Source organism: Thalassotalea loyana, from assembly GCF_030161435.1.
Lineage (GTDB): Bacteria > Pseudomonadota > Gammaproteobacteria > Enterobacterales > Alteromonadaceae > Thalassotalea_G > Thalassotalea_G loyana.
In genome coordinates this window covers 208227-234623 of record NZ_BSSV01000002.1, presented here as the reverse complement: position 1 = coordinate 234623, position 26397 = coordinate 208227, and the positions used below count along the sequence as shown (strand labels likewise).

Below are 26397 nucleotides of genomic sequence, written 5' to 3'. Positions count from 1 at the left end.
ATACTTGGTTTACTTTTACAGTCATACTAACATAAATGACAGCGTTGTCATTTATTATTTTTCATTTCTGCAATATTTTTTTAACAACCACTAAACTGTGTGCCTAAAGCAGTGATAACGGGTGTTTTAGGCACATAATCCTTATACTTTTTTGACTGGCAAGGTTACTTAACCAGCCAACTTCGGCCTGCGCGAGAACCGTCATAACTGCGTGCACGCACTTTAACCTTGCCATTAACTGGTACAGGTTGTTGATAGGTCACCCATTCACCGTCATTTATTTGGTACTCAATGGTTAACCCCTTAAATGCGATATTTGCATGTAATGTCTCGTTGATTATTTTTGCGCCAACTGTTGGCAGGCGATAAGCAATATCGGCAAGCTCGAGTTTTGGTAATTCCTTTTGTCCCAAGGTTTGGGCAAATTTTTGCCACTGACGATCGCGTTGTGCTTTTAGCTCTTGAGTAAAGATGCCAGAGTTCTTATCGTACTTTTTGCCCTGATAGTCATAGTTAACGGCCCAGCTTGGCTTATGCCAAGCACGCTCGGCAAGTGCATATAGGCGAGGGAAAATTTTGTGTTCAGCCATATCGTCCGAACGCGTGTTTTCTGTCCAAAGCTGACCTTGAACACCATAAAATTTTACACCAGGGTGTAGTGGTTCACTTTTTATTTTGTTGTTTTCATCGACTTGCTTAGTATCGTCAGCTACATAATGGTTATTTTCGCGGTCATTCCAAAATTCGGCATGAATAGGCAAGTTTTCGGGCATAAATTGAAATACTTTTTCTGTATTAATTTCTCGGCTTGCCCAATAGTAACCATGCTCTTTGGGATCTGCTTCATAAGGAAAATCAAAATACAACGCATCAGGTGATGAAATCACGACTTGCCATTGCCTGTTAGCCAGCTCATGTGTCTGACTATGTGAACTCCACATCAAAGGCCCCCAAGCGTTGGCTTGAACAACTGATGGCATGTTTTCTACGCGCGTATGTTCTAAACCATCTGCCCACGCGGCAGGTTCTATTCCGAGTTTTGCAATCATAGTTGCAACACGTTCAACGAAGTAACCTGATAATTGCTTTGCTTCAGTAATACCTTCGGTATTGTTAGCTAAGAACGCTTTACAGCTTGGGCTTTCTACCCATGCACCTGCTGTTTCGTCTGCGCCAATGTGGTAGCGCGTTAGTGGATGTTCAGCTTCTTTATGAATTTGTTGAACTTCTTTCATCAAGTGCTCAACAAAGTGGTAAGCGGAATCTAAACATACATTGATGGTGTTGTCTTGATAGTATTGAACTGACGAATATTTTGTGTAGTCGTCGGCTTCATACAAGAGAAATTCATTTGCTTTATCAAGCATTTCTTGTTGCTTGTACTTTTCAAAGCGCGCAGTCATTGCTTTCACAGCGGCGCGAGAATGGCCTGGCATATCAAGTGATGGGATCACTTGTATGTGTCGTGCACTAGCATATCGCAAAATCTCTTGGTAATCGGCAACGGTGTAGTAGCCATTGACCGGGCTTTCAGTGTCAATGCCAGCGCCAAGTTGAGGCATTAAACATGCTTGTTCTGTCACATCAAAACAACGCTGACCGCCAATTTGTGTTAGTTCAGGAAGGCTTGGTATTTCAATTCTCCAACCTTCATCATCAGCTAAATGAAAGTGAAACTTGTTGAGCTTGTATGCTGCCATTTGGTCGAGAAGTTTTAAAATAAAGGCTTTGCTTTTAAAATTACGTGCGACATCGACAAGCATGCTTCTAAACTCGAATAGTGGCGCATCAATAATTTCCAACTGCGGGATTGTGTCGGATTCCAGAACAACTAAGCTTGCTAACGATTGAAGTGCGTAGAATACACCTTGCTCGTCTTGTCCTGTGATCGAAATACCATCCTCGGTTATCGATAATTGATAACTGCCATTAACACGATTTGGCTTAGGTTCAATAAATAGTTGAACTGGGGTACCGTCATTTGTCTGTTGAATGCCCATAGAGCTTAATCGTTCGAGCGCCGCACTCACTGAAGCCAATGGCACTTGATTAAATACAATGTTCAAGCCATTTTTAATTGATAGTAACTTGTTGTCTGGATGCCTTGTCACTTTCAATGGTGTCGGAATGATCGCTTGAGCAATATCATCTTCGCTGACCTCAGCATTAAAATGAGGCGCATTTCGGTCAAATAGCGTTTGACTTGTCAGCCATTGAGTTTTGTCGTTTGCTGTGCGCTTAAAGTGATGCTTGTTGCTGGTATATGTTTCTACATGCGGTAAGATTTCAAGCCCTGTATCAGCATCGATAGTAGCTCTTGTACTTTCAATAACTTGTGCGTTTAATTCAGGTGCCGTGACCAAATAGTTGGGCATAGCGTCAGATTCTGATAGCGACCAGTAACTCCCATAGAAGGTGACACTTTTCGTCTCATTCTTAGCAAAGCCAGAGTATTTTGGTGTAAGGCTTAAGCGATGGATATCACCGTTAATATGCTCAATGATAAACTCATCACTGCTTGACGATTGGATTGGCGTGATCTGTGAGAAATAGATTTGCCAATTTTTTGCATTAATAGCCTCTGCCGCCGTCAGCGTTAATTTAGCGGTGAAACAATTTCCATCTGTTGTATTTTTATCACACTGCTTAGATGGTTGGTTTGTAACGAGGGCAAACTTAACGTCTAGTGTGCTTGCAATATGATCTATATCATTTTGCGTTGCTTTATTTAGGGCGTTCTCTTCTTGATGTTGATTTGGAGAGCAAGCACTCAGTGTTAGTGCGCCTGCAATAGATAATGCTGAGATCAAGGTAAATTGTAAAACTCTCATGTACCAAGCCTATTAATCGTGTTTATTGGTTAGATAATTGGCTAATTAACCAATTTGCTATTTGTTGCTTATGAGTCTCGCTTAACTCGCCAAGTACACCATGAAGGTGGTTTGGAATGTGAGTAATCCTGTCTTGCTGCGACTCGAAAATGTAGTAATTAAAAAAAGCTTGCCATGCTTTTCTTTTTGCCTCTGGAAGTTGTTTTATGGTCATTAAACTTAACAATAAACTATCCATCGGTACGGGCTTATCATTGCCTGCAATTGAGCCTCCTTGCCAATAGTTCACCAATAAGTTGACCTTCGATAGCGCTTCAACGTTATGCCACCATAGCGTTGGGATATAAATAGCGTCGCCAGGTTCAAGCTCTGCAACTAGGGCATGGTTGAGTGCTTCTTTAAATTTTGGATATTTATTAAAATCAGGCACGTTTACATCAACCAGGCTAACGGGAGCTCCGGCGGGTGTATGATTTAATGGTCCAACATAAAGGTTATTGATTTGTTCTGGCGGGAATAGGGTAAACCTGCGTTTACCTTCAATGACACAAGCAATATTGTCGGCATCGTCATAGTGCGGCACAACGGTAGAGTGATTACCCAACCAAAAACGTGGCTCAACGGATGCGTCAAATAATGATAACTCATGAGTTTGCGTAAATGTTGGAAAGTAATCGTTTACTGGCGCGCTTTGGATCGCAACCGCTTCATGGCTACTAATTTCATTTCGCAATAATGCGTTTGCAAAGGTGTCAAAGCTCGCAACTTCGCGCTTGAAGTTAAATCCACTGAAGTCTCTGTTGTAGAAATAGCGGTTATTTGCCGATTGTTTGTCAAGGCGGGCAAACTGAACATTACCACCTATATAGAGAGCTTTAAGGCTATCAATTAATGCAACATAACTTGAGCGAGTTGTGTCTGACGTATGTTGAACAAGCGGCCAATGGTTGACTAAACCTTTCAATATTGCAGGTTCTGCTAAAGGCAAAATTTCTTGGGTAAATGTTGCTTTATCAACATTGTGCCAAACAGCAACTTGTTTCAATGGACGTGTTTTCATAACTCACTCAACAATCTTTGTGAATAAAAAGCCGAGCTAGGCTCGGCTTTTTTAGGTGTTAACGTTTAGAAGTTAACACGAACACCGGCTACGTATCGACGACCATTTTCATAAATAGACATCACACGTTCTTTATTACCGTTGTACTCAACAATTTCTTCGTTTGTTAAGTTTACGGCTTCAAGCGTAAAGGTTAGGTATTCGTTGAAGTTCCACGATGCGCTCGCATCCCATTGACCAAATGCATCGTTAAATAACTCATCGCCATTGAAGTGTAACCCTTTGTACCATTCACTGCGGTAGTTATACATTACACGAGCGCCGAACGTATCGTTCTCATAGTATGCCGTTAAGTTAAGCATGTCTTGTGATGTCCCTTCAACTAGACCTGAGCCTGGTTTAGTTGGGTCACGCTCTTCTTCTGCTGAAGAATCTGTGTAGGTGTAGTTTGCTTGTACACCGTAGCCACCAAAGTCATGTTGGATGCCAAACTCGATACCTTCGATAGTACCCGCTAAGCCATTACCTGGTTGCGTAAAGTCTACAGGTACCCACGTTTCTGTCTCTTCATTGTAACGGTCTTCTGTTACAACAGTCGATGTTCGAAGTGATTTGATATCTTTTGCAAAGTAGGCAACAGATAGCACTGATGCGTCAGCGTAATACCATTCCCAAGAGACATCGAATTGGTTTGCAATTGTTGGAGAAAGTTGTGGGTTACCGCGTGTTCCTGAACCACGACCACCATTTAGAGAGCCATAAGTCTCAGAAGATGAGATATCTGCCCAGTTTTGGCGAGCCATTACTCGAGCTGCGCCTACACGTAGAATTTGCTCATCATTTAGATCAAATGCAATGTTGAAGCTTGGTAGCATTTCAGAGTAATCATTAGATTCGCTTACCCAGTTTAGTGTTTCTGGCGTTAACCAGTCGCCATTGATAGTATTTAGGCCCCAAGTTTCACCTGAGAACTCATAACCATATGAAGTTTGATCAGTACTCACGTAGCGCAAACCTAAGTTACCGCGGTAGCCTTCGCCACTAAAATCACCTTGCACGTAAAATGCTAAGATATCTTCTTCAACTTCCCAAATTTCTGGTAAGTTGTCGTGAATTGCGTAACCTGCGTTAATACCGTTAAGGCCACCAAATGCAATTTCTTCCATTAACGCACGATTGTGTGCAACTTGACTGGTTAGGTTACCCGTTGCGGCAACGTCAACATTAACCGAACCTAATGCATCAAGACCACAATCGGCTAGCGTTGGGCATGTTTCAAAGATGTGGCCTAAGTACACATTCCAATCTGCACCACCACCATCGGTAAATGGAGCGTGCCAGCTGTACGCATGACGGCCTTGAGTACGCTCAGCTTGACGGTATTTTAAACCCGTTTTTAACGCAGAGAATGGACCAACTTCTACTGGGAATTCTAAGTCAAGTTGTGCAAACGTTTCTTCGTCTGTTGTTGGCTTAGCGCCACCCCAGATCCAACCGGCTGCAAAGTTACTGCCATCTGCTGGGTTTACACCGATATCAACATTAGGCGTACCTGTTAAGTCGTATGCGTAACCTGCGCCAACAGCAACATATTCCCATGACGTTTCACGGTAGGTACCACCTTCTGCTGCCGTCGTACCGATTTCAAAGTTTAACGTGTAGTTATCACCTTCGTAATCAACGTCTAAATGGAATTGCTCTGTTTCTGTGCTAGATACACGGTTGATAAAGTTGTAGGCATAGTTACCACCTGCACTTGAGGCTAAAATTGCACCGTTTTCAACTTTTGTCGCGTTTGCAATGATTTCTGCGCGGTCTGCAAATGCGAAGTTAATTAAGTTAGCGTTCTGGTTATCAACATCCATCTTTGATGACAGTGCGTTAAATGTGAATAGTAGCTCATCTGATGGTGCGTATTGTAAGGTTGCAAATACCGTGTCGCGCTTACGATCTTGAAGGAAACGAGGTGCACCAATGTTACGTGGTACGATGTAATCGTCTGCTTCATCTTCGATCCAGCCTAATACTTCGAAACCTTGACGCTCAAGTGTTCGCTCTTGGCTGACTGCAGAAATCATGACACCAAAATTCTCGTCTTCGTTTTTCCACGAGTACATACCTGCTAATTGTGGGTCTGTTTCACCTGATGTTTCAGAGTATTGACCTTCTAATGAAAGGCTTACCGTGTTCGCATCAAGCTCTAGTGGGCGGCGAGTACGTAAAACAACCGTACCACCTATTGAACCTTCGTCGGTAGCAGCTTCTGGTGACTTATAAACTTCTAAGTTTTTAACGATTACTGAAGGAAGCATAGTGTAGTTAAAACTACGGTTTGCTTCATCTAGGATAAACCAGTCAGCAGTACCAACTGTTTGACCATTTAACAATGTGCGGTTGTATTTTGGGCCTGCACCACGAATGCTGATTTTCTCACCTTCACCAAATTCACGACTTACCGCGACACCGGTGATACGAGACAGGGTTTCAGCTACGTTTTTATCAGGGAATTTACCAATGTCTTCAGAAGTGATGACATCAACAATAGAGTCTGAAAAGCGTTTCGCATTAATGTTTTCTTTCAAAGAGCCACGAATACCACGAACTTCGATGACTTCTGTTTCTGCTTTAGCATTTGCTTCGTCAGCAAAAGCAAGTGGCGCAGCACCACCTGATAGCACCATTGCAATTGAGCTTGCTAAGACGCCTTTTTTAAAGTGTTTAGATGACATTGACTTTCCCTTATACACATTGTTGTGAATATTATTTTAGTTTGTTGCTTTGTATTTAAAATGACAGCGCTGTCTTTTTATGACAGCGTTGTCATCAAATTTGTATAAACCTTACACAGAAATTTTTATCTTGGCTACAAAATTATTAAAAAAAAGTTAAGGATTTATTTAATTTATTGTTTTAAATAAGAAAATATTTGTCGCTTTTCATTTTCTTATGACTTGTTTTTATCTGTTTTTGATGGATATTTGGTCGTGTTTTGTGTTTTATTTATCCCGATTGTTGCTGTTTGAACAAAAAATGACGCAGTAATCCTTGAGTCGAACTATCTTGATTTTGTTTAATCTCTTGGTTTTTTAGTTGTGATTGGATGTCATTTGCTAAGACTTTACCTAACTCTACACCCCATTGATCAAACGAATGAATATCTAGAAACACACCTTGGCAAAATATTTTATGCTCATATAGCGCAACGAGTTGCCCCAAGCTGTATGGAGTGAGCTTATCGATGAGTATGGTATTTGAAGGCTTGTTACCTTTATGGACTTTGTGTGGTGCGAGCGCTCTTACTTGCTCTTGCTTTAAGTCTTGAGCTTGTAATTGCTCGATAACTTGAGAAGAACTTACTCCCGTCATTAGGCCCTGACTCTGGGCAAAGAAGTTCGCCATCAGCACTTCATGATGACTATCTTGATTATGATTCGGATAGATAGAGCCGATAAAATCAGCGGGCACTGTACTCACGCTTTGGTGCAAGAATTGATAAAAAGCGTGTTGACCATTAATGCCAATTTCTCCCCATAAAGCCGCAACAGTAGGGTAGGTGAGGTCTTCACCTGACGTGGATACAGATTTACCATTACTCTCCATTTCTGCTTGTTGAAGGTAAGCAGGAAACTTTGCCAATGCTTGGTCGTAAGGCAAAATCACTTGGCTTTGATTGTCTAGAAACGTTGCGTGCCAAAAGCTTAGAAGTGCCATGATCACTGGGATATTTTGTGTTAAAGGTGCTTGAGTAAAGTGGTGATCTATGTTTTCACCACCTTCAAGTAAAGACTGGAAGTGGTCAAAACCTATGTAGAGTGCAATGGGTAAAGCGATTGCTGACCATAAAGAAAACCTTCCTCCGACCCAGTCCCACATCGCGAAAATGTTGTCTGGCGAAATACCAAACTCGGCGACTTTCTGTAAATTGCTACTGACAGCGACAAAATGTTGAGTAACCGCCTTCTCATTTGCAAAGTGAGACACAAGCCAGGCTTTTGCTGTTTTTGCATTGGTCATGGTTTCTGAGGTGGTAAAGGTTTTTGATGAGATAATAAATAAGGTGGTTTCCGGGTTCACCTTGTCAAGTACACTTAACAATTGCGCGGCGTCTACATTCGATACAAAGTGCATGGTTAACTCACTAACTTGATAATGAGGTAGCGCATTACAAACCATTTCCGGACCAAGGTTAGATCCACCGACACCGATACTGACGACATCGGTTATTGGCTTGCCACTGTAGCCCAAGTGATGTTTTTCATGAATAGCATTGGTGAACTGCTCAATTTTGATTAGTTCATTTTTAACCTGTTCTCGTATGTTTGAACCATCGAGCCATAATGGCTCTGCAGATGCACTGCGCAGCGCAGTGTGCAAAACAGCCCGGTTTTCTGTTTTATTAATTTTTTCGCCGCTAAACATTCGTGTACGCTCTCTATCTAGTTGGCAATCAATTGCATAACTAATTAGCGCCTCAAAGATTTCTTCGTTAATGAGATTTTTTGAGTAATCGAATAGTAAGTTGTCGAGCGTTATATGGTAATTATCAAATCGTTTAGGCTCCTGATTAAAAGCCTGTTGAATATTAAAGTTAGCTTGAGAGCTAGCCAACTCGGCAAGTTTTTTCCAACTTGCGAGTGCAGTACGTCGGGTCATATTGATTACCTACTTGTTATTGATATGATCAAATTAAGTTAAAATGACAGCGCTGTCAAATTGGGTTGATGCTTAATTTAACGATTTGTTAGTTGCGATTGAGAGCAAATGCCAATACCCTAGCCAAAAACAAGAAATAGAATTTAGGATTTGAAGTTTTAATGAAAGCGACGATCAATGATGTTGCAAAACATGCCGGTGTTTCGATAAAAACCGTCTCTCGTGTAATGAATAACGAGCCGTCTGTTAGAGAAGCAACTAAAGAAAAAGTGATGGCCTCTGTTGTCGCCCTTGACTATCAACCTAATCTTGCTGCTCGTAATTTGGCTGGGACAAAATCTTATTCAATTGCGTTTATCTATGATAACCCAAACGCGTATTATGTTATTGATATGCAAAACGGTATTTTAAAAGCCTGCAAAGCTCAAGGCTATGAGCTTGTTATTCATCCGTGTAATGCGCAATCGAAAAACATTCTTGATGAAATTACGTTGATGGTAAAGATGTCGCGAATAGCGGGCATTGTATTAACTCCACCATTTTCAGAAAACCCAGAGTTTGTTGAACACTTAACAAACCTTGATGTAAAAGTTGTGCGTATTATGTCAGGTGAGCAAGCACCTGATACATTATCTCCTTGTGTTATGGTGAATGACCACAAAGCGGCGTTTGATATAACAGAACATCTTATTGAACTAGGCCATCAACGTATTGGATTTATTGCGGGTGGTAAAGAGCATAATTCGAGTGCTGAACGTCTAAATGGTTATAAAGACGCCATGAAAGCAAATGGCATTGCGCTCGATGATAAACTGATGATTGATGGCGAATATTCATTTGAGTCGGGTGTCGAAGGGGCAAAGTATTTGATGGCACTGGATAACAAACCGTCAGCGATATTCTCGTGTAATGATGAGATTGCGGCTGGCGCGTTGTTTGCCTCACGTTTAATGAATATCGATATCCCAAACCAATTATCGATTGCAGGGTTTGAGAACTCACCGTTTTCACGTCAAACATGGCCTAAGTTGACAACCGCGAACCAACCAACGGCGCAAATAGCGGAAAATGCAACGAAGCTCCTCATTTCGCAAATTAAAAAAGCCAACGACGGAAAAACGGTTGAGCAATTTACTCCTGAATTGGTCGTTCGAGATTCCACGGGTAACATCACCGCCTAATCATTTCATTAGTTACGGTTAATAAGGATATTAATACCGCATGCGAGTTGTGATTTTTACCCTTTGCCTGATTTGTTTGCCATTCATTGAGAGCATTCATGGAGCGACGCTATGGGGGCTTAATTTTGAAAGTCCAACCTTTATGGCAAACGTTAGATACTGGCTTTTTTATTTCAAATACCTATCTGTTTTTATTGGCTTTTGTATTGCTTTATATTCGCTAGAACAGTTCGAGGAGCTTGTTAAATCTTCTTTTGGGGGCAAGTCTATATGGGGGCTCGCTTTATTGCTCTCAGGGCTTCAAATGTTCGTGATGTTTTTCGGCGTAATGCTTAACAGCGACTCATTACATAGGTTGGATAAGGTTCATCGCCAAAAAGCTTTTGAAGACAGCACTATTTATGTATATACCGCTGATCCTGGAGCAATGGGGCGGGCCTATCATTATTTTTATCAAATGTGTGATTTACCTTTGAATCGCTATGAACTCAATCTCATTATCAAAACAGCTTGGTTAGGTAACACATTTGATTTTTCCCTATCTAAAGATGGCAATACATTGCGCATTACCGATGCTGAAGGCAAGATTCGAGAAGCTAGTTTAGCCAAGCTTTCTTCATGCAATTAATCCATGAATGCAGGCTTGATTAAACGACTTTACCTCTCATGGCTTTGACTTGCGAGCGTTGTTTTTTGTTATCTAATCGCTTCTTGACGGAAGAGCGCGTTGGTTTAGTCTCACGTCGTACTTTTTGGACAACATTTACGCTCTTAATCAAGTCGACCAAGCGCTCTATAGCGGCATCTCTGTTCTTTTCTTGCGTTCTAAATTGTTGGGCTTTAATGACGATTACACCGTCTTTCGTGAGGCGTTTATCTTTTATCGCTAGCAGTCTCTCTTTGTAAAAATCAGGTAATGAAGACGTATTGACATTGAACCGTAAATGAATTGCGGAACTGACTTTGTTAACATTTTGACCACCGGCTCCTTGGGCCCTAATGGCTGAGATTTCAACGTCATCAAGATTAAGTTCGACGTTGTTTGATATTTTCATAAGGTCCTTAAAAGCAAAAAGCGATAATGCCAGTTTACACTAGCTTTATCGCTTATTGATACGTGGGTTGTGAAATTAAACTTTAAATTGAGATATTGTTTCTGTTAGTTCAAGTGTCACAGCTTTCTGTGCTTGGCTTTTGTTAGCCATATCAGAAGTTTGCGTAACAGCTTGATCGGCAAGCTCATTTACTGAAATAGTTTGTTGAGTTATTTCATCTGAGGCAGAGGCTTGCTCTTTGATTGTCGACGCTGCTTCATTTGATTGCTCTTCGATGAGTGCGATTGCTTCGTTTATTTGAGCAAGTTTTTCAGAGACTTGAGAGATAACAGTAACACCTTGCTTGGTTTTTTCTTTACCTACCGTCATTGCTGATACAGCACCAGAGGCCGACTCTTGTAACTTTGCAATGATCTTTTCGATGTCACCTGTTGAGTCTTGTGTTCGACTGGCTAGCGTTCTAACTTCGTCGGCTACAACGGCAAAGCCTCTACCTTGTTCACCGGCACGTGCAGCTTCAATGGCAGCGTTTAGCGCTAATAGGTTGGTTTGCTCAGCAATATTTTTGATAACCTCCAATACTTCAGAGATAGACTCTGAGTTTTTGTGAAGGGCATTCACAACGTCTGTTGAGTGACTCACCTCGTTCGCGAGGTCACTCATCAGTGCATTAGCGTCGTCAGCGAGCACTTTACCTTCCTGTGATTCTTGCGATGCTTTAGTTGCATAATCAAGTGACGTTTGTGCATTGTCCGAAATACCGTGTATTGTTTGTGTCATTTCGGTTGCAGCTGTCGCAATTTGCTCAATGTAGCCTTTTTGCATGCCGACGGTCGAAGAGAAATCCTCAACTAAATGACTTACTTGATCAGATTCTGTCATTACTTTTTGTGTCGTGTCATTGCACTGGCCAATAATTTGCTGGATGTTTTCAACAAAAGTATTAAAAGACTGACTTAACTGACCAAGTTCATCATTGGTATTAATGTCAATACGCTTGGTTAAATCACCATCACCTGTTGCAATGTCGTCCATGGCCGCCGTTACACGTTTCAATGGTTTTGTTAACAAACGTTGGATCGTAATAAAGATGACACCTGACGTTAATAGTAATACTAAGATTACTGAAAAAATTGATGAATATGTTGTTTTTGTTACCGGGTCATTGATTGCATGCATCGGCACCATAAAGCCAACACGCCAATCCAGGGCCATTGTTTCGTCAGTAATAGGAGAAACTAATGCTAAGTATTCTTCGCCTTTGAATTCAACGGTAGTGAGTAGCTCTTTTTGTGGTTTACTTCTGTTAAGCAGGGCTTTAAAACCTTTTGCGTGCGATATTAAATTATCCACCTGATCAAGTGTCGGCAGTGTGCTCATATCTATTTTATTGCCATCATCAGGGAACGAAATGATACGACCGTCGGCGGTGTATAAGAAGCCAAAACCTTCATTTTGGTAGTGCATTTTATCAATTAAGCCGCTTTTGATTTCTGACGCAAGGATATCGATCCCCATGACACCGAGTAGTGTGCGTGATGGAGAGTAAACCGTTGTTTTTATCGAGGTAACAATTGAACCATCGTTGGCATCAATCTCTGGGTTGGTGATAAATAGTCGATCTTTTTCGAGTGCTTCAAACCACCAAGGGCGTTTACTCGTAAAGTAGTTTGGATCGTTGTAGCGACCATTAATATCAAAATATTCATACGTTGCCGCAGGTGCATAAAATACGGATTTGATTAACGGGTCATAGTCTGACTCGTATTTAAATAACTGAACAATTTGCTGATATTGCTGGTCGTTGTCAATGAATGAGCCGCGCTCTGAATACCGGCTAAACCAATCATTTACAAATGGGTTACCCTGTAAGGATGTTACGACACGAGAGCGCTCCCTGAAAAACTCGTGAATACCGTAACCAGCTTGTTGTGTAGCTCGACGAATCTCTTGCGTTACTGTCTGTTCTACAGTTGCTGCTCGTTCAGAGGTGACAAAATAAGCCACAGCAATGGCTATAACGGCAATAATACCAGAAATAGAAAGTAGTACTTTGCGTACTACCGACGGTCGGTTTTTCATTGAATTATCCCAAAAATTTTACATTAAACAACAGGAATAAACCCAGGTACCTAGGCTTTAAAGAAGCGATTGGTTGAATGGTAACACTCAAAACTGCTTACGTTTTCTGATGCTTATTATTATTATTCAGTAACATAAATATGGCGTCTTAATATTAAACATAATTGAGGTTAAAAAGGAATATCTTTATAACCAAAATTTATTCAACTGTGTTGTCAAAACCAAAAAAGGCAACCCTAGGGTTGCCTTTTACAAATATAGAAAAACCTATTTAAAATGACGGTCGAAGAAGTCGATAATAGTATTATTCAAATGTACTTTTACTTTTTTTCCTCTCATAGAGTGTTTGGACCCAGGGTAAGTCATTAACTCAAACACTTTATTTTCATCTTGTAACGTTTTGATAAGTTTAGTCGTATTAGTAAATAATACGTTGTCATCAGCCATACCATGATAAACAAATAGTGGACCATTCAAGTTTTTAGCATATGGAAATACTGAGCTTGTCACATAACCTTTTGCGTTTGCCTCAGGGTGGTTTAAATAACGCTCCGTGTAGTGAGTATCGTATAATCTCCAATCGGTAACTGGCGCACCAGAAACACCTGCTTTGAAGTAATCACCAGCCTTAAACATGCTCATTAATGCCATGTAGCCGCCGTAAGAGTGACCATAAATACCGATACGCTCTGGATCTACAAAGTTGAGTGTACGTAAAAATTTAACGCCAGTAACTTGATCTGCAACTTCTACTTCACCTAAGTTTTCATAAATTGGAAATTCAAACGCGGTACCACGGTAATTAGAGCCTCGGTTATCTAGCTGAAAAACAACATAGCCTTGGTTAACCATATACTGAATCATGTCAGCGCCTTGCCACTTATTAGTCACACGCTGAGCATACGGCCCACCATATACTTTTACGATAACAGGGTACTTCTTACCTGGCTCAAGTTGCTTGGGTTTGTATAGTTTGTAATAGAGCGTCGCTTGATCATCATCAGATTTTAATGTGCCAAATTCTGGCATAACGAGCTGATCGTAGTACGGTGCTATAGGGTGATTTGCATCAACTTTGTTTTCTTCTAACCAAGTAACATGTTCGCCATTAATTTTGTGAAGGCTAACTTGCGATGGTGTTTGAATATTCGAAAACTTATCAATATAGGTTTTCATATTACCGGCAAAAACGATGTTGTGGAAACCATTGCGTTTAGTGATTCTAACAACGTGTTCAGGTGATTTGCCGTCCAGTGGTGCTTTGTATAGGTGGCGCTCAAGTGGCGTGTCAGCACGACCTGTAAAATAGATCCAGCCATCTTGTTCGTCAACGGCGTGCAATGAATCAACAACCCATTGGCCATCAGTTAACTGCGCTAATTGTTTGCCGTCGGTATTGTATAAGTATAAATGTTTGAAACCATTGCGTTCAGACGCCCAAATAAAGCGCTTGTTATCACTTAAAAAATGTAAATCATCATGCAGGTTTAACCAATGTGTTGAGGTTTCCGTTAACAAGGTAGTTTGACGGCGGTTTTTTAACTTGTATAGGTTTAGCTTTAATGTTTTTTGGTCACGTGATTGCCATTGATAGGTCAGTGCGTCACCTTTTGGTAATCATTTTACGCGTGGGATATAAATATCAGTTTCTTCGCCTGTATCGATGAAGCGAATTTTCTTACTTTTCACGTTCACTGTAGCAAGTTTGATAGTGACATTCGGCGTGCCTGTGTATGGATAACGTTGCTCTACTAGCTTGATATTCTCTGCATAAATTTCATTTCGAATGGCGATATCAACGGGTGACTCATCGACATTTAAGAATGCAATATGTTTTTCATTTGGCGCCCACCAATAACCTGTCATCCTGCCCATCTCTTCTTGAGCAACAAATTCCGACATGCCATTTTTGATGGTACCGCCACCCGAGGTGGTTAGTTGAGTTTCTTTTCCTGAATCAATATCAATTACGTAGATATTTTGTTCTCGGATAAACGAGACAAAATTAGCGCGAGGTGAAAACTTTGCATCAGTTTCAAATGCTTCAGTATTGGTTAAGCGCTTTGCTTCCTTGTCTGATAGATTGTAGTAATAAAGGTCGCCATTAAGTGGAAACAGTAACGCCTTACCGTCGTTAGAAAACTTGTATTCCATAATGCCTGAACCGTAAATTCGTTGGCGTTCACGGCGGGCTTTCTCTTCGTCAGATAGGTTTTCTATGCCATCAAAAATGTCTTTTGAATCAACAAGTATACGATTTTCTTCCGTCGCGATATTATATTCCCATAGGTCGTAACGGTTGAGATCTTCTTTTTTGCCCTGTAAATAGGTAACGCGTGAGCCATCTGGCGAAAAACGAAGGGACTTTGGTGTCGTGCCATTTAGTGAAGGTGATGAATAAATACGCTCAATCGTAAGTTCATTTGCCGTATTTTCAGGTGCTACATCTTGCGCTACCGTTGCAAAACTAACTGCAAGCGCACTTACGCTTATCGCTAGCTTTTTAATTGTATTCTTCATGGAATCTTTCCAACTTTTTGATTAAACAACATCAAGTTTGTTGTGATTATTTCTCGAATAATACCAAACAACCACAGAAAACGTCAGGTTTAATTTCTTGTTCTTATTTATCGATTGTTTGGTGTTAATAAGTGCTAACTATTGGATAATTTCCAGTAGCTGGTGAATCGTTTTTACTGGAATAATTTGCGCGCCACTTCCTTCCATTGATTTGTGATAATTACGGTGTGGGATAATTATCTGCTCGAATCCGTGTTGTGCAGCTTCTTTAACTCTGGGAACGCCGCTATCGATTGGGCGAACATCGCCGTTCAAGCTTAGCTCCCCCATAATACATGTTGTTCTGGGGACCACGAAGTCATTTAACGAACTGAGCAGTGCCGTTACTAGCGCTAAATCAATACAGGTTTCCGATTCATCTATTTTTAAACCGCCGACGATATTGAAAAACGTATCGTGGAAAATTTTGGTTTTGGTATGTTTACGCAAAATACCGGTAAGCATTTTTACTCGGTTCATGTTCAAACCAACACATACTCGTTGAGGGAATTCTGATTCGATTTCAGTCGTTAAACACTGAATTTCCAAAAGGAGATTTCGATTGCCTTTGCGAATACAGGTAATGGCCGAACCAGGTGAGTTAGTCGTAGAGCCCGAGAGAAATATCTCACTTGGATTATCCACGCTGATCATGCCACGTTCGGTCATCTTAAAAATACCAACTGTGTCTATATCACCGAAACGGTTTTTATTCGCTCTTAACGTTCTTACTTGGCCATCGTTAGTATCGATATGGAGTAGGGCATCAACGATATGCACCAACGTTTGTGGGCCTGCAATCTCATTATTCTTGTTGACGTGAGCAATGATGAACATGGTGACGTTGTTTTGCTTACAGTATTGCGTTAATGCTTGTGCTGCACTCTTTACTTGAGAGGGTGAACCTGGACTGCCATTTGCGGTTTCTGTCACGACAGCTTGAATTGAATCGATCACGGCAAATTTGATTTGATTCGTTTCAAGCTCTTCAATAATAAGCTCGACACTTGTTTCCGATAACAAATATAAATTATCTGGTTGGTATTCTAGTTTCAATCGCTGAACACGATTCTTAAACTGGGATAGTGACTCTTCTGCTGTACAGTATAGTGAGGCCACATCTTGTGACATGCGCGCAATAAGCGCAGATAAAAGTGTTGTTTTACCGGCGCCGGGGTCACCAGAAATGATATTGACTGATCCTGTAGTCACGCCACCACTGATGACACGGTCGAGTTCGCCAATACTTGTCGGTTTTTTTTCTGCTTCTAATGAAACGATTTCGTCGATTTTTTTTGAGCCGCCCCCAGCAATACCTGCATAGCCAGCAACGGAACCTGATTTCGCGCTCGCTTTCGCTTTTGCAGCTGAGATTTTCATCTCAACAATAGTATTCCATGCACCACATTCACATTGACCACGCCAACGAGTATAGTTTTTCCCGCAATCGGTGCACACAAATTCAATTTTTGCCGCTTTTGCCATACAGGCTAACACCTTATTGTTTTGAGTCAGATCTAATGGCGCTAGTTTCGCTGTTTCAATACGAATATGCAACAGCAGTCCATAACGTCAATTTTCTGCCATCGTTATGTTTAGTCGTTAGTTACTTTACTTAAATTGATTGTTTTTATCTTGTAAATAAAGGTTCTCGTTGGCGTTAATGTTTATTGGGTACGACTATTGCTTATTGTTTTTTTCGATTTTAATAAGATAATAATACCTATGTATTGTTTAGCCTTTTTGTGATTTTGTTAGTTTAGGGTTCAATGTCAAAAGACTTATCAAAATATAATCGCATTATTGAACAGTTTAGAGGTCAAGTTTTTAAGACGGACTTTGAAGCTAAATATAATGCTGCAACAAAAAAACTGCCTACCAGCGATCGTTTTCTTTTAAAAATGGAAGTGAAGCGTTTGGCGCAACCGTGTACTCGTTTGGTTGACTTACGAGGCTTGGTTGATGGCGAATGTAAAATGTTTGAATATGACGGGAAAACACACTTTCTTGATGACGTCGCGATTCAAACTTTCAAGGAAAGTATTGAAAGCTATGGTTCATACACCTTTGGTGTTTATGAAGCAGTTAAAAATACTGATAACAATTTTCGAGTTATCTACCAACGCGAAAAATCTCAAGTTGATGCAACCCAAGCTTCCGGCGAACAAGATAGAGTTTTCGATAAGACTCAATACCCCGCGGATGTCGTTTCATTAGGCCCATATTATAACCGCAAAGAAGAGCGAATGAACTTTGCGATATCTGTAAAGATACAATTTAATGACAATGACATCTTATTGGCAACAACATCTGATCTAAGTATCGATGGTTGTAAGATCCGGCTAACTGAAAAGCAAGAAGTGAAAAAAGGCCAAACTGTTGTTATTCAATTTGTTGGTCTAGAGCAAGAGTTTCAGTTTGGTAAGCAAAACGAATTTGAATATATCGTTAGAAACCTTCAGGTGGTTGATAAAATTCAACTTATTGGTTTAGAACGCGTCTATCAAGATGGCTTAGAAAAAGATGGGTTTAGGCAATTTTTAAAAGGTTTTATTCAAGGTAACAAGCGTCGTTATAAGATCAACTTAGATAATAGTATCGCAGCAATTAAGTCTCGGAGCTATCAGCAATATATTTTACCTAAAATTAATGAATTACCCATTTTTATCCAGTCAGTCAATGGCAAATACCAGCCCGCTTATGCATTGACCGGTCATAATAACCAAGCCTTATTTCAATATTGGCAAGATGAACGTCAATTTTCAACAATTGATTGTTTGCTTACCCAAGAGCGTATTGCGCGTCTGAGAATGGCAAAAAAAATTGGTCAAAGCTTGTTAGTTTATAGCTTTATTCATGAAAACAAAGGCCAGCAATTTTTCTATACGGCAGACAATAAACAGTTAGAGCAAGACAAGGCGTTCATGCGAAAATTTATTGGTTTTGCTGCGTCGAAAGACTCATTCGCTGTAACGGAAATTAAGTTGTTTGATGTTGATAGGGAAGAAGTTCATGCAACCCTAACCTTGTCGAACTCTTTAGGGCCAAAAGACCAATATTTAATGGATCTTCCTTCTGATGATGTTTACAACGTAGTCGACAGTCTACCTTACTGTATTGTCGCTCAGGATCTTACCTGTGAAAGCTTAGTTGAAGAGTACAAACAGTATCAATTTAGCGATATTGACAAGAAAAAACTAAAGGCCTTTGGCCACAAACGGCATGTTGAAAATAAACGAGTCGAGTCCGTTGGAATAAACTTTTTAAATCAACGCACTGAACCTCGCTTTCGCTATAAAACGCCTGCAACTATTGAAGCAGGTGGTGTGCAGTGGCATGGTCATTCTGAAGACTTTTCAATGTCGGGATTGAAATTAGTGCTCGATAGGGAGGCAATATTAAAACGCGGTGATGTGGTTAAACTTTCATTGCCAAACTTACAGAAAGTTACCAATGCCTTTGATTTAAGTCAGCTACCTTATGAAGTGGTTAGAATTAATAAGAAGCGAAATATTATTAATTTGAAAGTCTATGTAGAGCAACATCATCATATTGGTCGAAGCTTCTTTAAGCTGTTAATCAGTAAAAATCGAGACAAATTAGAGACTGATGAGTACGCATTAACTATTCCTGGTTTGAACAAAGCGCTAATTAATGTTTATTCAAGCTTTATCGATGTCCCTAACGTTCTGGTTCAGACCAGTGGTAGCCGATATAAAGCTGAGCTTGTAGTCGCCAACGATGAAACCTCAAACTTTATTTCTGTTTGTCGAGGGTTAAGTGATCATCGTCGCAAAGCCAACTTGTTTCCAATCTTAAGTCACAATAGTGCGATGGATTCATTATCTACTGCATTAAAACGCTTACAGCCTGCTGACTTGCCGGTAAATGGAATGTTATATGTTTCAATTGATACCAGCATTAAATCAGTTGAGAAAGCTGTAATTACTAAATTTGATACAGAGCTGAGTAGCGATAAGCTCAGACATATGTTTATTGCAACCGCGCTCAAGCGTGGTCAGTTGTTTTGCTTGCAAACCAAGTTATCACGGGTTGATAGTCCCAATATGGATTTTCTTAACCCTGAATTAAGTTATATTGGCTCTTATGCCATTCATCGTGGCAAACAACTGGAACAGGATATTTGGAGTGTTGCCGGTGTCGTAGAGCTGATTGATACGACAAAGGAAGCTTTGTTGAGACACCAGATGTATGTGGCTGAGCAAGCAAATAAATAACGTTAAAAAGCCTGATAGCAAAGCCATCAGGCTTTTTAATTTTTAGTCCAACCAGTGTAATAAGGTGTCAAGTGGCGCCTTGTTAATACTCGTTTGAGCCTTTTGTTTAACGATTTCTTTTGCATGGCAAGCAACACCCAATTGTGCTTTTGCCATCATCACGAGATCATTAGCACCGTCACCTATCGCAACGGTTTGGCTCATTGGAATACCGTATTTTGTTGCTAACGTCGCAAGTACCTCTGCCTTTTTATTGGCATCGACGATGTCGCCAATGACTTCACCAGTAAGTTTGCCGTCAATGATTTCAAGTTGGTTAGAGTAGGCTTCATCTAATGGTAAGGTGTGTTTGAGATGATCGGCAAAATAGGTAAAACCACCCGAAGCAATAGCTAAACGCCAATTGTGTTGCTGTAGTACTTTAACTAGGTTTGTTAAGCCATCCATCAAAGGCAACTCATCTAAAACAGCCTGCATGATAGACTCATCAGCACCTTTTAACGTTGCTACTCGCTGATAAAGGCTTTGTTTAAAATCGAGGTTGCCTTGCATTGCTTGAGCCGTTACTGCTGCTACTTGCTCTCCTGTTCCTGCTAGTTTTGCAATTTCATCAATACATTCAATTTTTATTGCCGTCGAGTCCATATCCATGACTAACAACCCTGGCTGAGATAAAGATGGAGAACTGTCAGTTATTGCAGACTCAATGTTGTGGGCCATATTAAAGCTTGCTAACAGCTGGCGGCTCTTATCAATATCTTGGGTTGCAATGAGAATTCGAATACTTGTACTTCCAACTCTATCAACACATTGTTCAATTGACACTAATGTCAGATTGCATTGATGAGTTAACGCAACTAATGTTGAAAGATTGATAGTAGAAAAAACAACTAAACGGGCATTGCTCGTTACGGTTTGCATCTGAGCGTCACTGCCTTGAGCATGAGGAGCGACTTTAGTATTTAAAATAGCTTGTTCAATTAATAGGTTTTCATTATCAAGGTGGATATTTATTGGCGTTTTAATATCTGCAGAACAGTCAATAATGTCAGCAAGAGGCGTATTAGCGTGAGCAGATAAATTTAATTCAAACATCGACATATTTTTACAACCTTGAGATGGTAAGTGAGTAATTTCAAATCAATTATTATTACGTTTACATTTTAAAAAATGCAGTAAGCCAGTATAGTTATATATAAGCTGTGTATTATTTTTCATGTTATGAAACGAATCGAATTGCCTTTATACCTTAAAATATCGCCGATTTATAATAAAATTCTGCAATTAACTATAGCGGTTGTGTTGATTGTTATTGTCTTGAATATTCATTTCATTAGTGATCAAAAATCTCAAACTAAAGTTCATCAGCACTATCAAACTGTAGGGCAGCTTCAGCTAACCCAGTTGTCGGACAGTGCGTCGGTTTACTTGCAAAAAAACGATCGAAAGTCATTGATAGCGCTCGCTGAAAATGTAAGCCAACAAGACTTTATCCATGATGTGACGTTTTATGGTGTTACAGGGCAGGTGATTGTGAGCTCATCAAATGCGATACCTATTAAGGAGCGATTGATTGCTCGAGACAATGCAGAATTTATCGGACAAACAAGTTTTACAGGTGAAATTCGTGCGGAAAAGTTACTTGGTTACGTGCGTATTACCTTAAATGATGAGTTTATCAAAGCCTCACTAACACAATCGAATCAAGAGTTATCCGAGCAAGCTCGGTTGCTACTTATCTTAGCAGGCATCATTGGCTTTTTGCTGGCCAAAAGCTTCTCAAAAGTTAATCGCCCTACGTTAAAAGTAGGTAAAGTTAAGCATTAATACCGTCTAAAACATCTCTGGAATCATTGATGAAAGTTATTGCTATAACTTTCCGGCTCTTGTTTTAGGGCAAAAAAAAGCGAGTTACTTTAAACTCGCTAAATAACAAATGAATAGGTTACGTTTAATTATTCGTATGAACGCTCAAGCCAAGATATTTGTAGCTTTAAGTCTTCTATTTGCTTGTTTGCGTCTGCTAATTGTTGCTCTAATGAAATGTTTTGCTCAGTTGCTGTTTCATTGATTTGTGTTTGATTCGCTTCTGAAGTCGCCATAATTCAACCCTACTACTTGTAATTGAGTGTGTATTATTTCACTTTTACTTTCAAAAATGAACCTTTTTGTTTGTTTTATGAGCTGGTTCGTGTTGTTTTTAATTCTAAGTCTTTGTTCTTATGGGTAAAATAGTTTATGCCGAAAAAAGATTAATAATGTTGTTTTCCAATTGTTCTGCAATCAAATCTTTAGGCTCTTGCCTTAAGTCTGTCAGAGCATCAAAAATTAATGGGATATTCTCAGGACTATTATGTTGAATTTTTTGTTGGAAAATCGGCATTGCAGGGGCATCTGTCTCTAAAACCATACTCTCTAGCGGTAACTTAGTGACGGTTTTACGTGTTTTTGCTGCTCTTTCATACGTAATGGTTCCACCGATACCAAGTTTAAAACCTAAATCCAAATAATGTTTGGCTTGCTGAAAGCTTCCAGAAAATGCATGCACGATTCCTCCTCCAGAATATTTTGCTGATTTTATTCTCTCAACTAATAATGGATGAGATTTCCGGTGATGAACGATCACAGGTAATTGTGATTTTGCAGCAAGCGCTAATTGAGCATCAAAAAACTGAATCTGCTTTGTTAAGTTATCGTAATCTTCTGCAATTTTACCGTCTATGCCTATCTCGCCAATCGCAATAATTTCGCTATGATGCCTTGTAACCAAGGAGGACAAATCCTCTACATCAGCAAGCGTTAGATCATTTAGAAACCATGGGTGAATGCCGAGTGCTTTATGAAGTTTAAGCTCGCTTTGAGTCTCTAATGCCAATACAGCCTGCCAATTACTTGGCGCAATGGCGGGGACAATAAGTTGATGAACCCCTAGATCAAGACAGTTTTTCGCTACAGCTTCTCGGGTTTGGGCAAACTCTTTGAAATCAAAATGGCAGTGGCTATCAGTAAAAAGCATATTGGTTAGGGGTATTAAATTTGAGCAATAAAAAAGGCTATCAAATGATAGCCTTAAGTTTAGATAGTTTGCTAGCTGAAAGCTACATACGTTCCATTACTTCAATACCTAGAATATCTAGGCCTTTCATAAGCGTACTTGAGATGGCGTGACATAGAGCTAAACGAGAAAGTTTAACGTCTTCTTCGATACCGTCTTTTAAGATAGGGCAGGCTTCGTAGAAGCTCATGTATAGGCTTGCTAACTCGTATAAGTAGTTACATAGCAAGTTAGGTGTACCATCACCGATCACTGAGTCTAATACTTCTTCTAATTGAAGTAACTTAAGCGCTAGCGCTTTTTCTTGTGGCTCAACAATGGTTGCTTGGCTAGGTAACTCTGCTACTGTAATGCCAGCTTTGGTGAAGATACTTTGAATACGTGAGTATGCGTATTGTAAGTATGGCGCTGTTGCACCTTCAAAGCTAAGCATTGTTTTCCAGTTGAAGATGTAATCGCTAGTACGGTTTTTCGATAAGTCAGCAAATTTAACTGCGCCAATACCAACTTTTTGTGCCACTTCATTAAGTTGCTCAGCTGGCATCTCTGGGTTTTTCTCTTTGATTAAATCCGTTGCACGCGTTACTGCTTCATCAAGTAAGTCAGCTAACTTAATTGTGCCGCCAGTACGTGTTTTAAACGGTTTACCGTCGTCACCCATCATCATACCAAATGGACAGTGATCGTAAGCTACATGATCAGGTAAGAAGCCTGCTTTACGGGCAACAATTTCAACTTGTTTAAAGTGAAGTGCTTGACGAGCATCGGTGAAGATAATGATGCGGTCTGCGTTTAATTCATTTGAACGGTAACGACACGCTGATAAGTCAGTCGTTGCGTAAAGGTAGCCACCACCAGATTTTTGCACGATAAAGACTGAAGGTTCACCGTCTTTGTTGGCCATTTCTTCAATGAAAACAACCTTTGCACCTTGGTCTTCTACGGCAATACCTTTCGCCATCAGTTCGTCAATAACCACTGGCAAGTCTGGGTTGTAGGCACTTTCGCCCATGATGTCTTCACGCTTTAAGGTAACGTTTAACTTGTCGTAAATCTCTTCTGAGTGATGAATCGAAATATCGATAAATTGCTGCCATAGGGTTGAGCAATCTGCATCGCCACTTTGTAGCTTTACCACATATTCGCGAGCGCGATCAGCAAAGCCTTCCTCTTCGTCAAAGCGGATCTTAGCTTCACGGTAGAAGTTTTCTAAATCGGCTAGCGCAGTTTCAGCTACTTCATTTGCTGCCAATTTATCGCTTAGGTGTGCGAGTAACATACCAAATTGTGTACCCCAATCACCCATATGGTTTTGACGGATAACTTTGTCGCCTCTAAATTCAAGCGCGCGAACTACAGCATCGCCAATGATTGTTGAGCGTAAGTGACCAACGTGCATTTCTTTAGCTAGGTTTGGTGCTGAGTAGTCAACAACAACAGTTTGAGGCTCTTCGCGTTGTGTTACACCAAGCTTTTCATCGTTTGCTGCAATAGCTAATTGTTCTGCTAACCACGCTTTTGATAAATGAATATTAATAAAGCCAGGGCCAGCTAATTCGATTTTTTCAGCAATTCCAGCATCGACAAGTGCTGGTGTTAGGTTTTCGACAACTTTAGTCGCTAATTCACGAGGATTAGTTTTTAGTTTTTTAGCTGCGCCCATTACACCGTTTGCTTGGTAATCACCAAACTGTGGTTTCGTTGATTGGCTAACGGCAGGGTTAGTATCTTCTGGTAAGCCTGCTTCGATCATCGCTTTTAATACGATGTCACTCAGTAGTTGTTTAATATTCATTTCTTTATCACTTTCTCTTTGCTATTTCGCATGAGATTCCCGCTGTCGCAGGAATGACGTTTAATTCTGTACAGTAAAATTCAATTTCTAAGTTAAAGGGATTTAGGCAAAGCCGCCAAGTTATTTTTAATAGGAGCATAGCTTGCCTATGTGACTCTTAAAAATAACGCCGGCAATGCAGCCTAAATTCTTTTTACGACGAAATTTAGTGTTCTCGGGTTTGATGAAACTCAATATCCGGATGACGCTCTTGCGCCAAGCTCAGATTAACCATAGTTGGTGCGATGTACGTTAAGTTATCACCGCCGTCTAATGCTAGGTTATCAAACGCCTTCTTCTTAAATTGCTCTAATGTGCGTTCATCTTCACAAGTACACCAGCGAGCTGTTGCAACGGAAATAGACTCGTAAATCGCGTCAACGTTGTATTCAGTTTTCAGACGTTGAACAACCACTTCAAACTGAAGCACACCGACGGCGCCAACAATCATGTCGTTTGAGTTCATTGGTCTAAATACTTGAACTGCACCTTCTTCAGATAATTGAATCAGACCTTTTTGTAATTGCTTTTGCTTTAACGGATCTTTTAAGCGAATACGACGGAACATTTCCGGTGCGAAGTTTGGAATACCAGTAAACTTCATTTCTTCACCTTGAGTAAAGGTATCGCCAATTTGGATACTACCGTGGTTGTGCAAACCAATAATATCACCAGCAAAAGCTTCTTCAACGTTAGCTCTGTCACCTGCCATGAAAGTTACTGCATCAGCAATTTTTACATCTTTACCAATACGTACCTGACGCATCTTCATACCTTTGGAGTATTTACCCGATACAATACGCATGAAGGCAATACGGTCACGGTGTTTTGGATCCATATTCGCTTGAATTTTGAAAACAAATCCCGAGAACTTTTCTTCCGTAGCGGCAACGTCGCGACCATTGGTTTTACGTGGTAGTGGTGTAGGTGCCCATTTAGTTAAACCATCTAGCATATGGTCAACACCAAAGTTACCTAATGCAGTACCGAAAAATACTGGCGTTAATTCACCTTTGAGGAATTCGTCTAAATCAAACTCATGTGAGGCACCAACGACAAGTTCAAGCTCATCACGTAAATCTTCAGCGTATGAACCCACGGCTTCATCAAGCTCTGGGTTATCTAAGCCTTTAATTACACGCTTTTCTTGAATTGTGTGGCCTTGGCCTGATTGATACAAAATCGTTTCATCAGTCATAATGTTGTAGACACCTTTAAATTCTTTACCCATGCCAATTGGCCAAGTAATCGGTGCACATTTAATTTTTAAAACGTCTTCAACTTCATCCATGACTTCCATTGGATCACGGGTATCGCGGTCCATTTTGTTCATGAAGGTGATAATTGGCGTATCACGTAATCGAGTTACTTCCATTAGCTTGATCGTACGGTCCTCAACACCTTTTGCGGTATCAATTACCATCAGACATGAGTCAACGGCAGTTAAGGTACGGTAGGTATCTTCCGAGAAGTCTTCGTGGCCTGGAGTATCTAGTAGGTTAACTAAACAGTCGTTATACGGAAATTGCATTACTGAGGTGGTGATTGAGATACCACGATCTTTTTCCATTTCCATCCAGTCAGACTTGGCGTGTTGACCTGATTTTTTGCCTTTTACCGTACCTGCTTTTTGCAAGGCTTGACCGAATAAAAGTACTTTTTCAGTAATGGTTGTTTTACCCGCATCTGGATGCGAGATGATAGCGAAGGTACGACGAATATCGACTTCTTGCTGTTGTACAGACATGCTAGTTACCTGTTGTAGCGAATACGAAAATTAAAAGGATTGAATAGTGTTTACAATTCAATCGCTAAAAAGCGCGACATTATACCTAAAACAATGTCTGCA

The 26397-nt window shown here is 40.3% G+C and carries 16 protein-coding genes and 1 pseudogene; 4 read left to right on the top strand and 13 right to left on the bottom strand.

Annotation, left to right across the window (positions count from 1 at the left end; translation table 11 throughout):
• Positions 1–164 precede the first annotated feature (164 nt).
• From QQK05_RS06155 to pgi, 4 genes are all read right to left on the bottom strand, one after another.
• Positions 165–2831 carry a family 20 glycosylhydrolase gene (locus tag QQK05_RS06155; protein WP_284296675.1) on the bottom strand — a complete coding sequence of 889 codons (2667 nt, stop codon included), beginning with the start codon at positions 2829–2831 and terminating at the stop codon, positions 165–167.
• 22 nt (positions 2832–2853) lie between these two features.
• A complete protein-coding gene (locus QQK05_RS06150; protein WP_284296674.1) occupies positions 2854–3891 on the bottom strand; it encodes a cupin-like domain-containing protein in 1038 nt (345 codons plus the stop codon).
• Between the two features lie 65 nt (positions 3892–3956).
• The gene (locus tag QQK05_RS06145) at positions 3957–6620 is read right to left on the bottom strand and encodes a TonB-dependent receptor (RefSeq protein WP_284296673.1); all 2664 of its coding nucleotides are present in this window, start codon (positions 6618–6620) and stop codon (positions 3957–3959) included.
• A 271-nt stretch (positions 6621–6891) separates the two neighbouring features.
• Positions 6892–8544, bottom strand: a complete 1653-nt coding sequence (pgi, locus tag QQK05_RS06140) for a glucose-6-phosphate isomerase (RefSeq protein WP_284296672.1) — start codon at positions 8542–8544, stop codon at positions 6892–6894.
• 161 nt (positions 8545–8705) lie between these two features.
• Between pgi and QQK05_RS06135 the strand changes: the two genes are divergently transcribed.
• Positions 8706–9725: a LacI family DNA-binding transcriptional regulator gene (locus tag QQK05_RS06135; protein WP_284296671.1), complete on the top strand. Its 1020-nt coding sequence runs from the start codon at positions 8706–8708 to the stop codon at positions 9723–9725.
• Between the two features lie 49 nt (positions 9726–9774).
• Entirely contained in the window at positions 9775–10353 is a 579-nt protein-coding gene (locus QQK05_RS06130; protein ID WP_284296670.1) for a hypothetical protein, read from the top strand.
• Between the two features lie 19 nt (positions 10354–10372).
• On the opposite strand, the gene arfB is transcribed toward QQK05_RS06130, so the two are convergent.
• The 4 genes and pseudogenes from arfB to radA all read right to left on the bottom strand — a co-directional run bounded on the left by arfB (position 10373) and on the right by radA (position 16906).
• Complete coding sequence (gene arfB, locus QQK05_RS06125) at positions 10373–10780, bottom strand: alternative ribosome rescue aminoacyl-tRNA hydrolase ArfB (protein ID WP_284296669.1); 408 nt, start codon at positions 10778–10780, stop codon at positions 10373–10375.
• Positions 10781–10855: 75 nt separating this feature from the next.
• The gene (locus tag QQK05_RS06120) at positions 10856–12862 is read right to left on the bottom strand and encodes a methyl-accepting chemotaxis protein (protein WP_284296668.1); all 2007 of its coding nucleotides are present in this window, start codon (positions 12860–12862) and stop codon (positions 10856–10858) included.
• A 267-nt stretch (positions 12863–13129) separates the two neighbouring features.
• Positions 13130–15382: pseudogene (locus QQK05_RS06115) on the bottom strand (S9 family peptidase).
• A gap of 138 nt (positions 15383–15520) precedes the next feature.
• Positions 15521–16906, bottom strand: coding sequence for a DNA repair protein RadA (gene radA / locus QQK05_RS06110; protein WP_284297189.1), 1386 nt, complete (start codon positions 16904–16906; stop codon positions 15521–15523).
• Positions 16907–17190: 284 nt separating this feature from the next.
• Here radA and QQK05_RS06105 point away from each other — a divergent pair, with 284 nt between their 5' ends.
• On the top strand, positions 17191–19659 hold the full coding sequence (locus QQK05_RS06105; protein WP_284296667.1) for a PilZ domain-containing protein: 2469 nt from the start codon (positions 17191–17193) through the stop codon (positions 19657–19659).
• Positions 19660–19701: 42 nt separating this feature from the next.
• Here QQK05_RS06105 and serB read toward each other — a convergent pair whose 3' ends face one another.
• Positions 19702–20760 (bottom strand): phosphoserine phosphatase SerB, encoded by a 1059-nt coding sequence (gene serB, locus QQK05_RS06100; protein ID WP_284296666.1) that lies wholly within the window; start codon positions 20758–20760, stop codon positions 19702–19704.
• 120 nt (positions 20761–20880) lie between these two features.
• Here serB and QQK05_RS06095 point away from each other — a divergent pair, with 120 nt between their 5' ends.
• Positions 20881–21486 carry an AhpA/YtjB family protein gene (locus QQK05_RS06095; RefSeq protein WP_284296665.1) on the top strand — a complete coding sequence of 202 codons (606 nt, stop codon included), beginning with the start codon at positions 20881–20883 and terminating at the stop codon, positions 21484–21486.
• A 128-nt stretch (positions 21487–21614) separates the two neighbouring features.
• Here QQK05_RS06095 and QQK05_RS06090 read toward each other — a convergent pair whose 3' ends face one another.
• The 4 genes from QQK05_RS06090 to prfC form a co-directional block, all read right to left on the bottom strand.
• Positions 21615–21761, bottom strand: a complete 147-nt coding sequence (locus QQK05_RS06090) for a hypothetical protein (RefSeq protein WP_284296664.1) — start codon at positions 21759–21761, stop codon at positions 21615–21617.
• Positions 21762–21895: 134 nt separating this feature from the next.
• A complete protein-coding gene (locus QQK05_RS06085) occupies positions 21896–22675 on the bottom strand; it encodes a TatD family hydrolase (RefSeq protein WP_284296663.1) in 780 nt (259 codons plus the stop codon).
• Between the two features lie 82 nt (positions 22676–22757).
• Entirely contained in the window at positions 22758–24509 is a 1752-nt protein-coding gene (gene argS, locus QQK05_RS06080) for an arginine--tRNA ligase (protein ID WP_284296662.1), read from the bottom strand.
• A gap of 205 nt (positions 24510–24714) precedes the next feature.
• Positions 24715–26295, bottom strand: a complete 1581-nt coding sequence (prfC, locus tag QQK05_RS06075; RefSeq protein ID WP_284296661.1) for a peptide chain release factor 3 — start codon at positions 26293–26295, stop codon at positions 24715–24717.
• Positions 26296–26397: the final 102 nt, after the last annotated feature.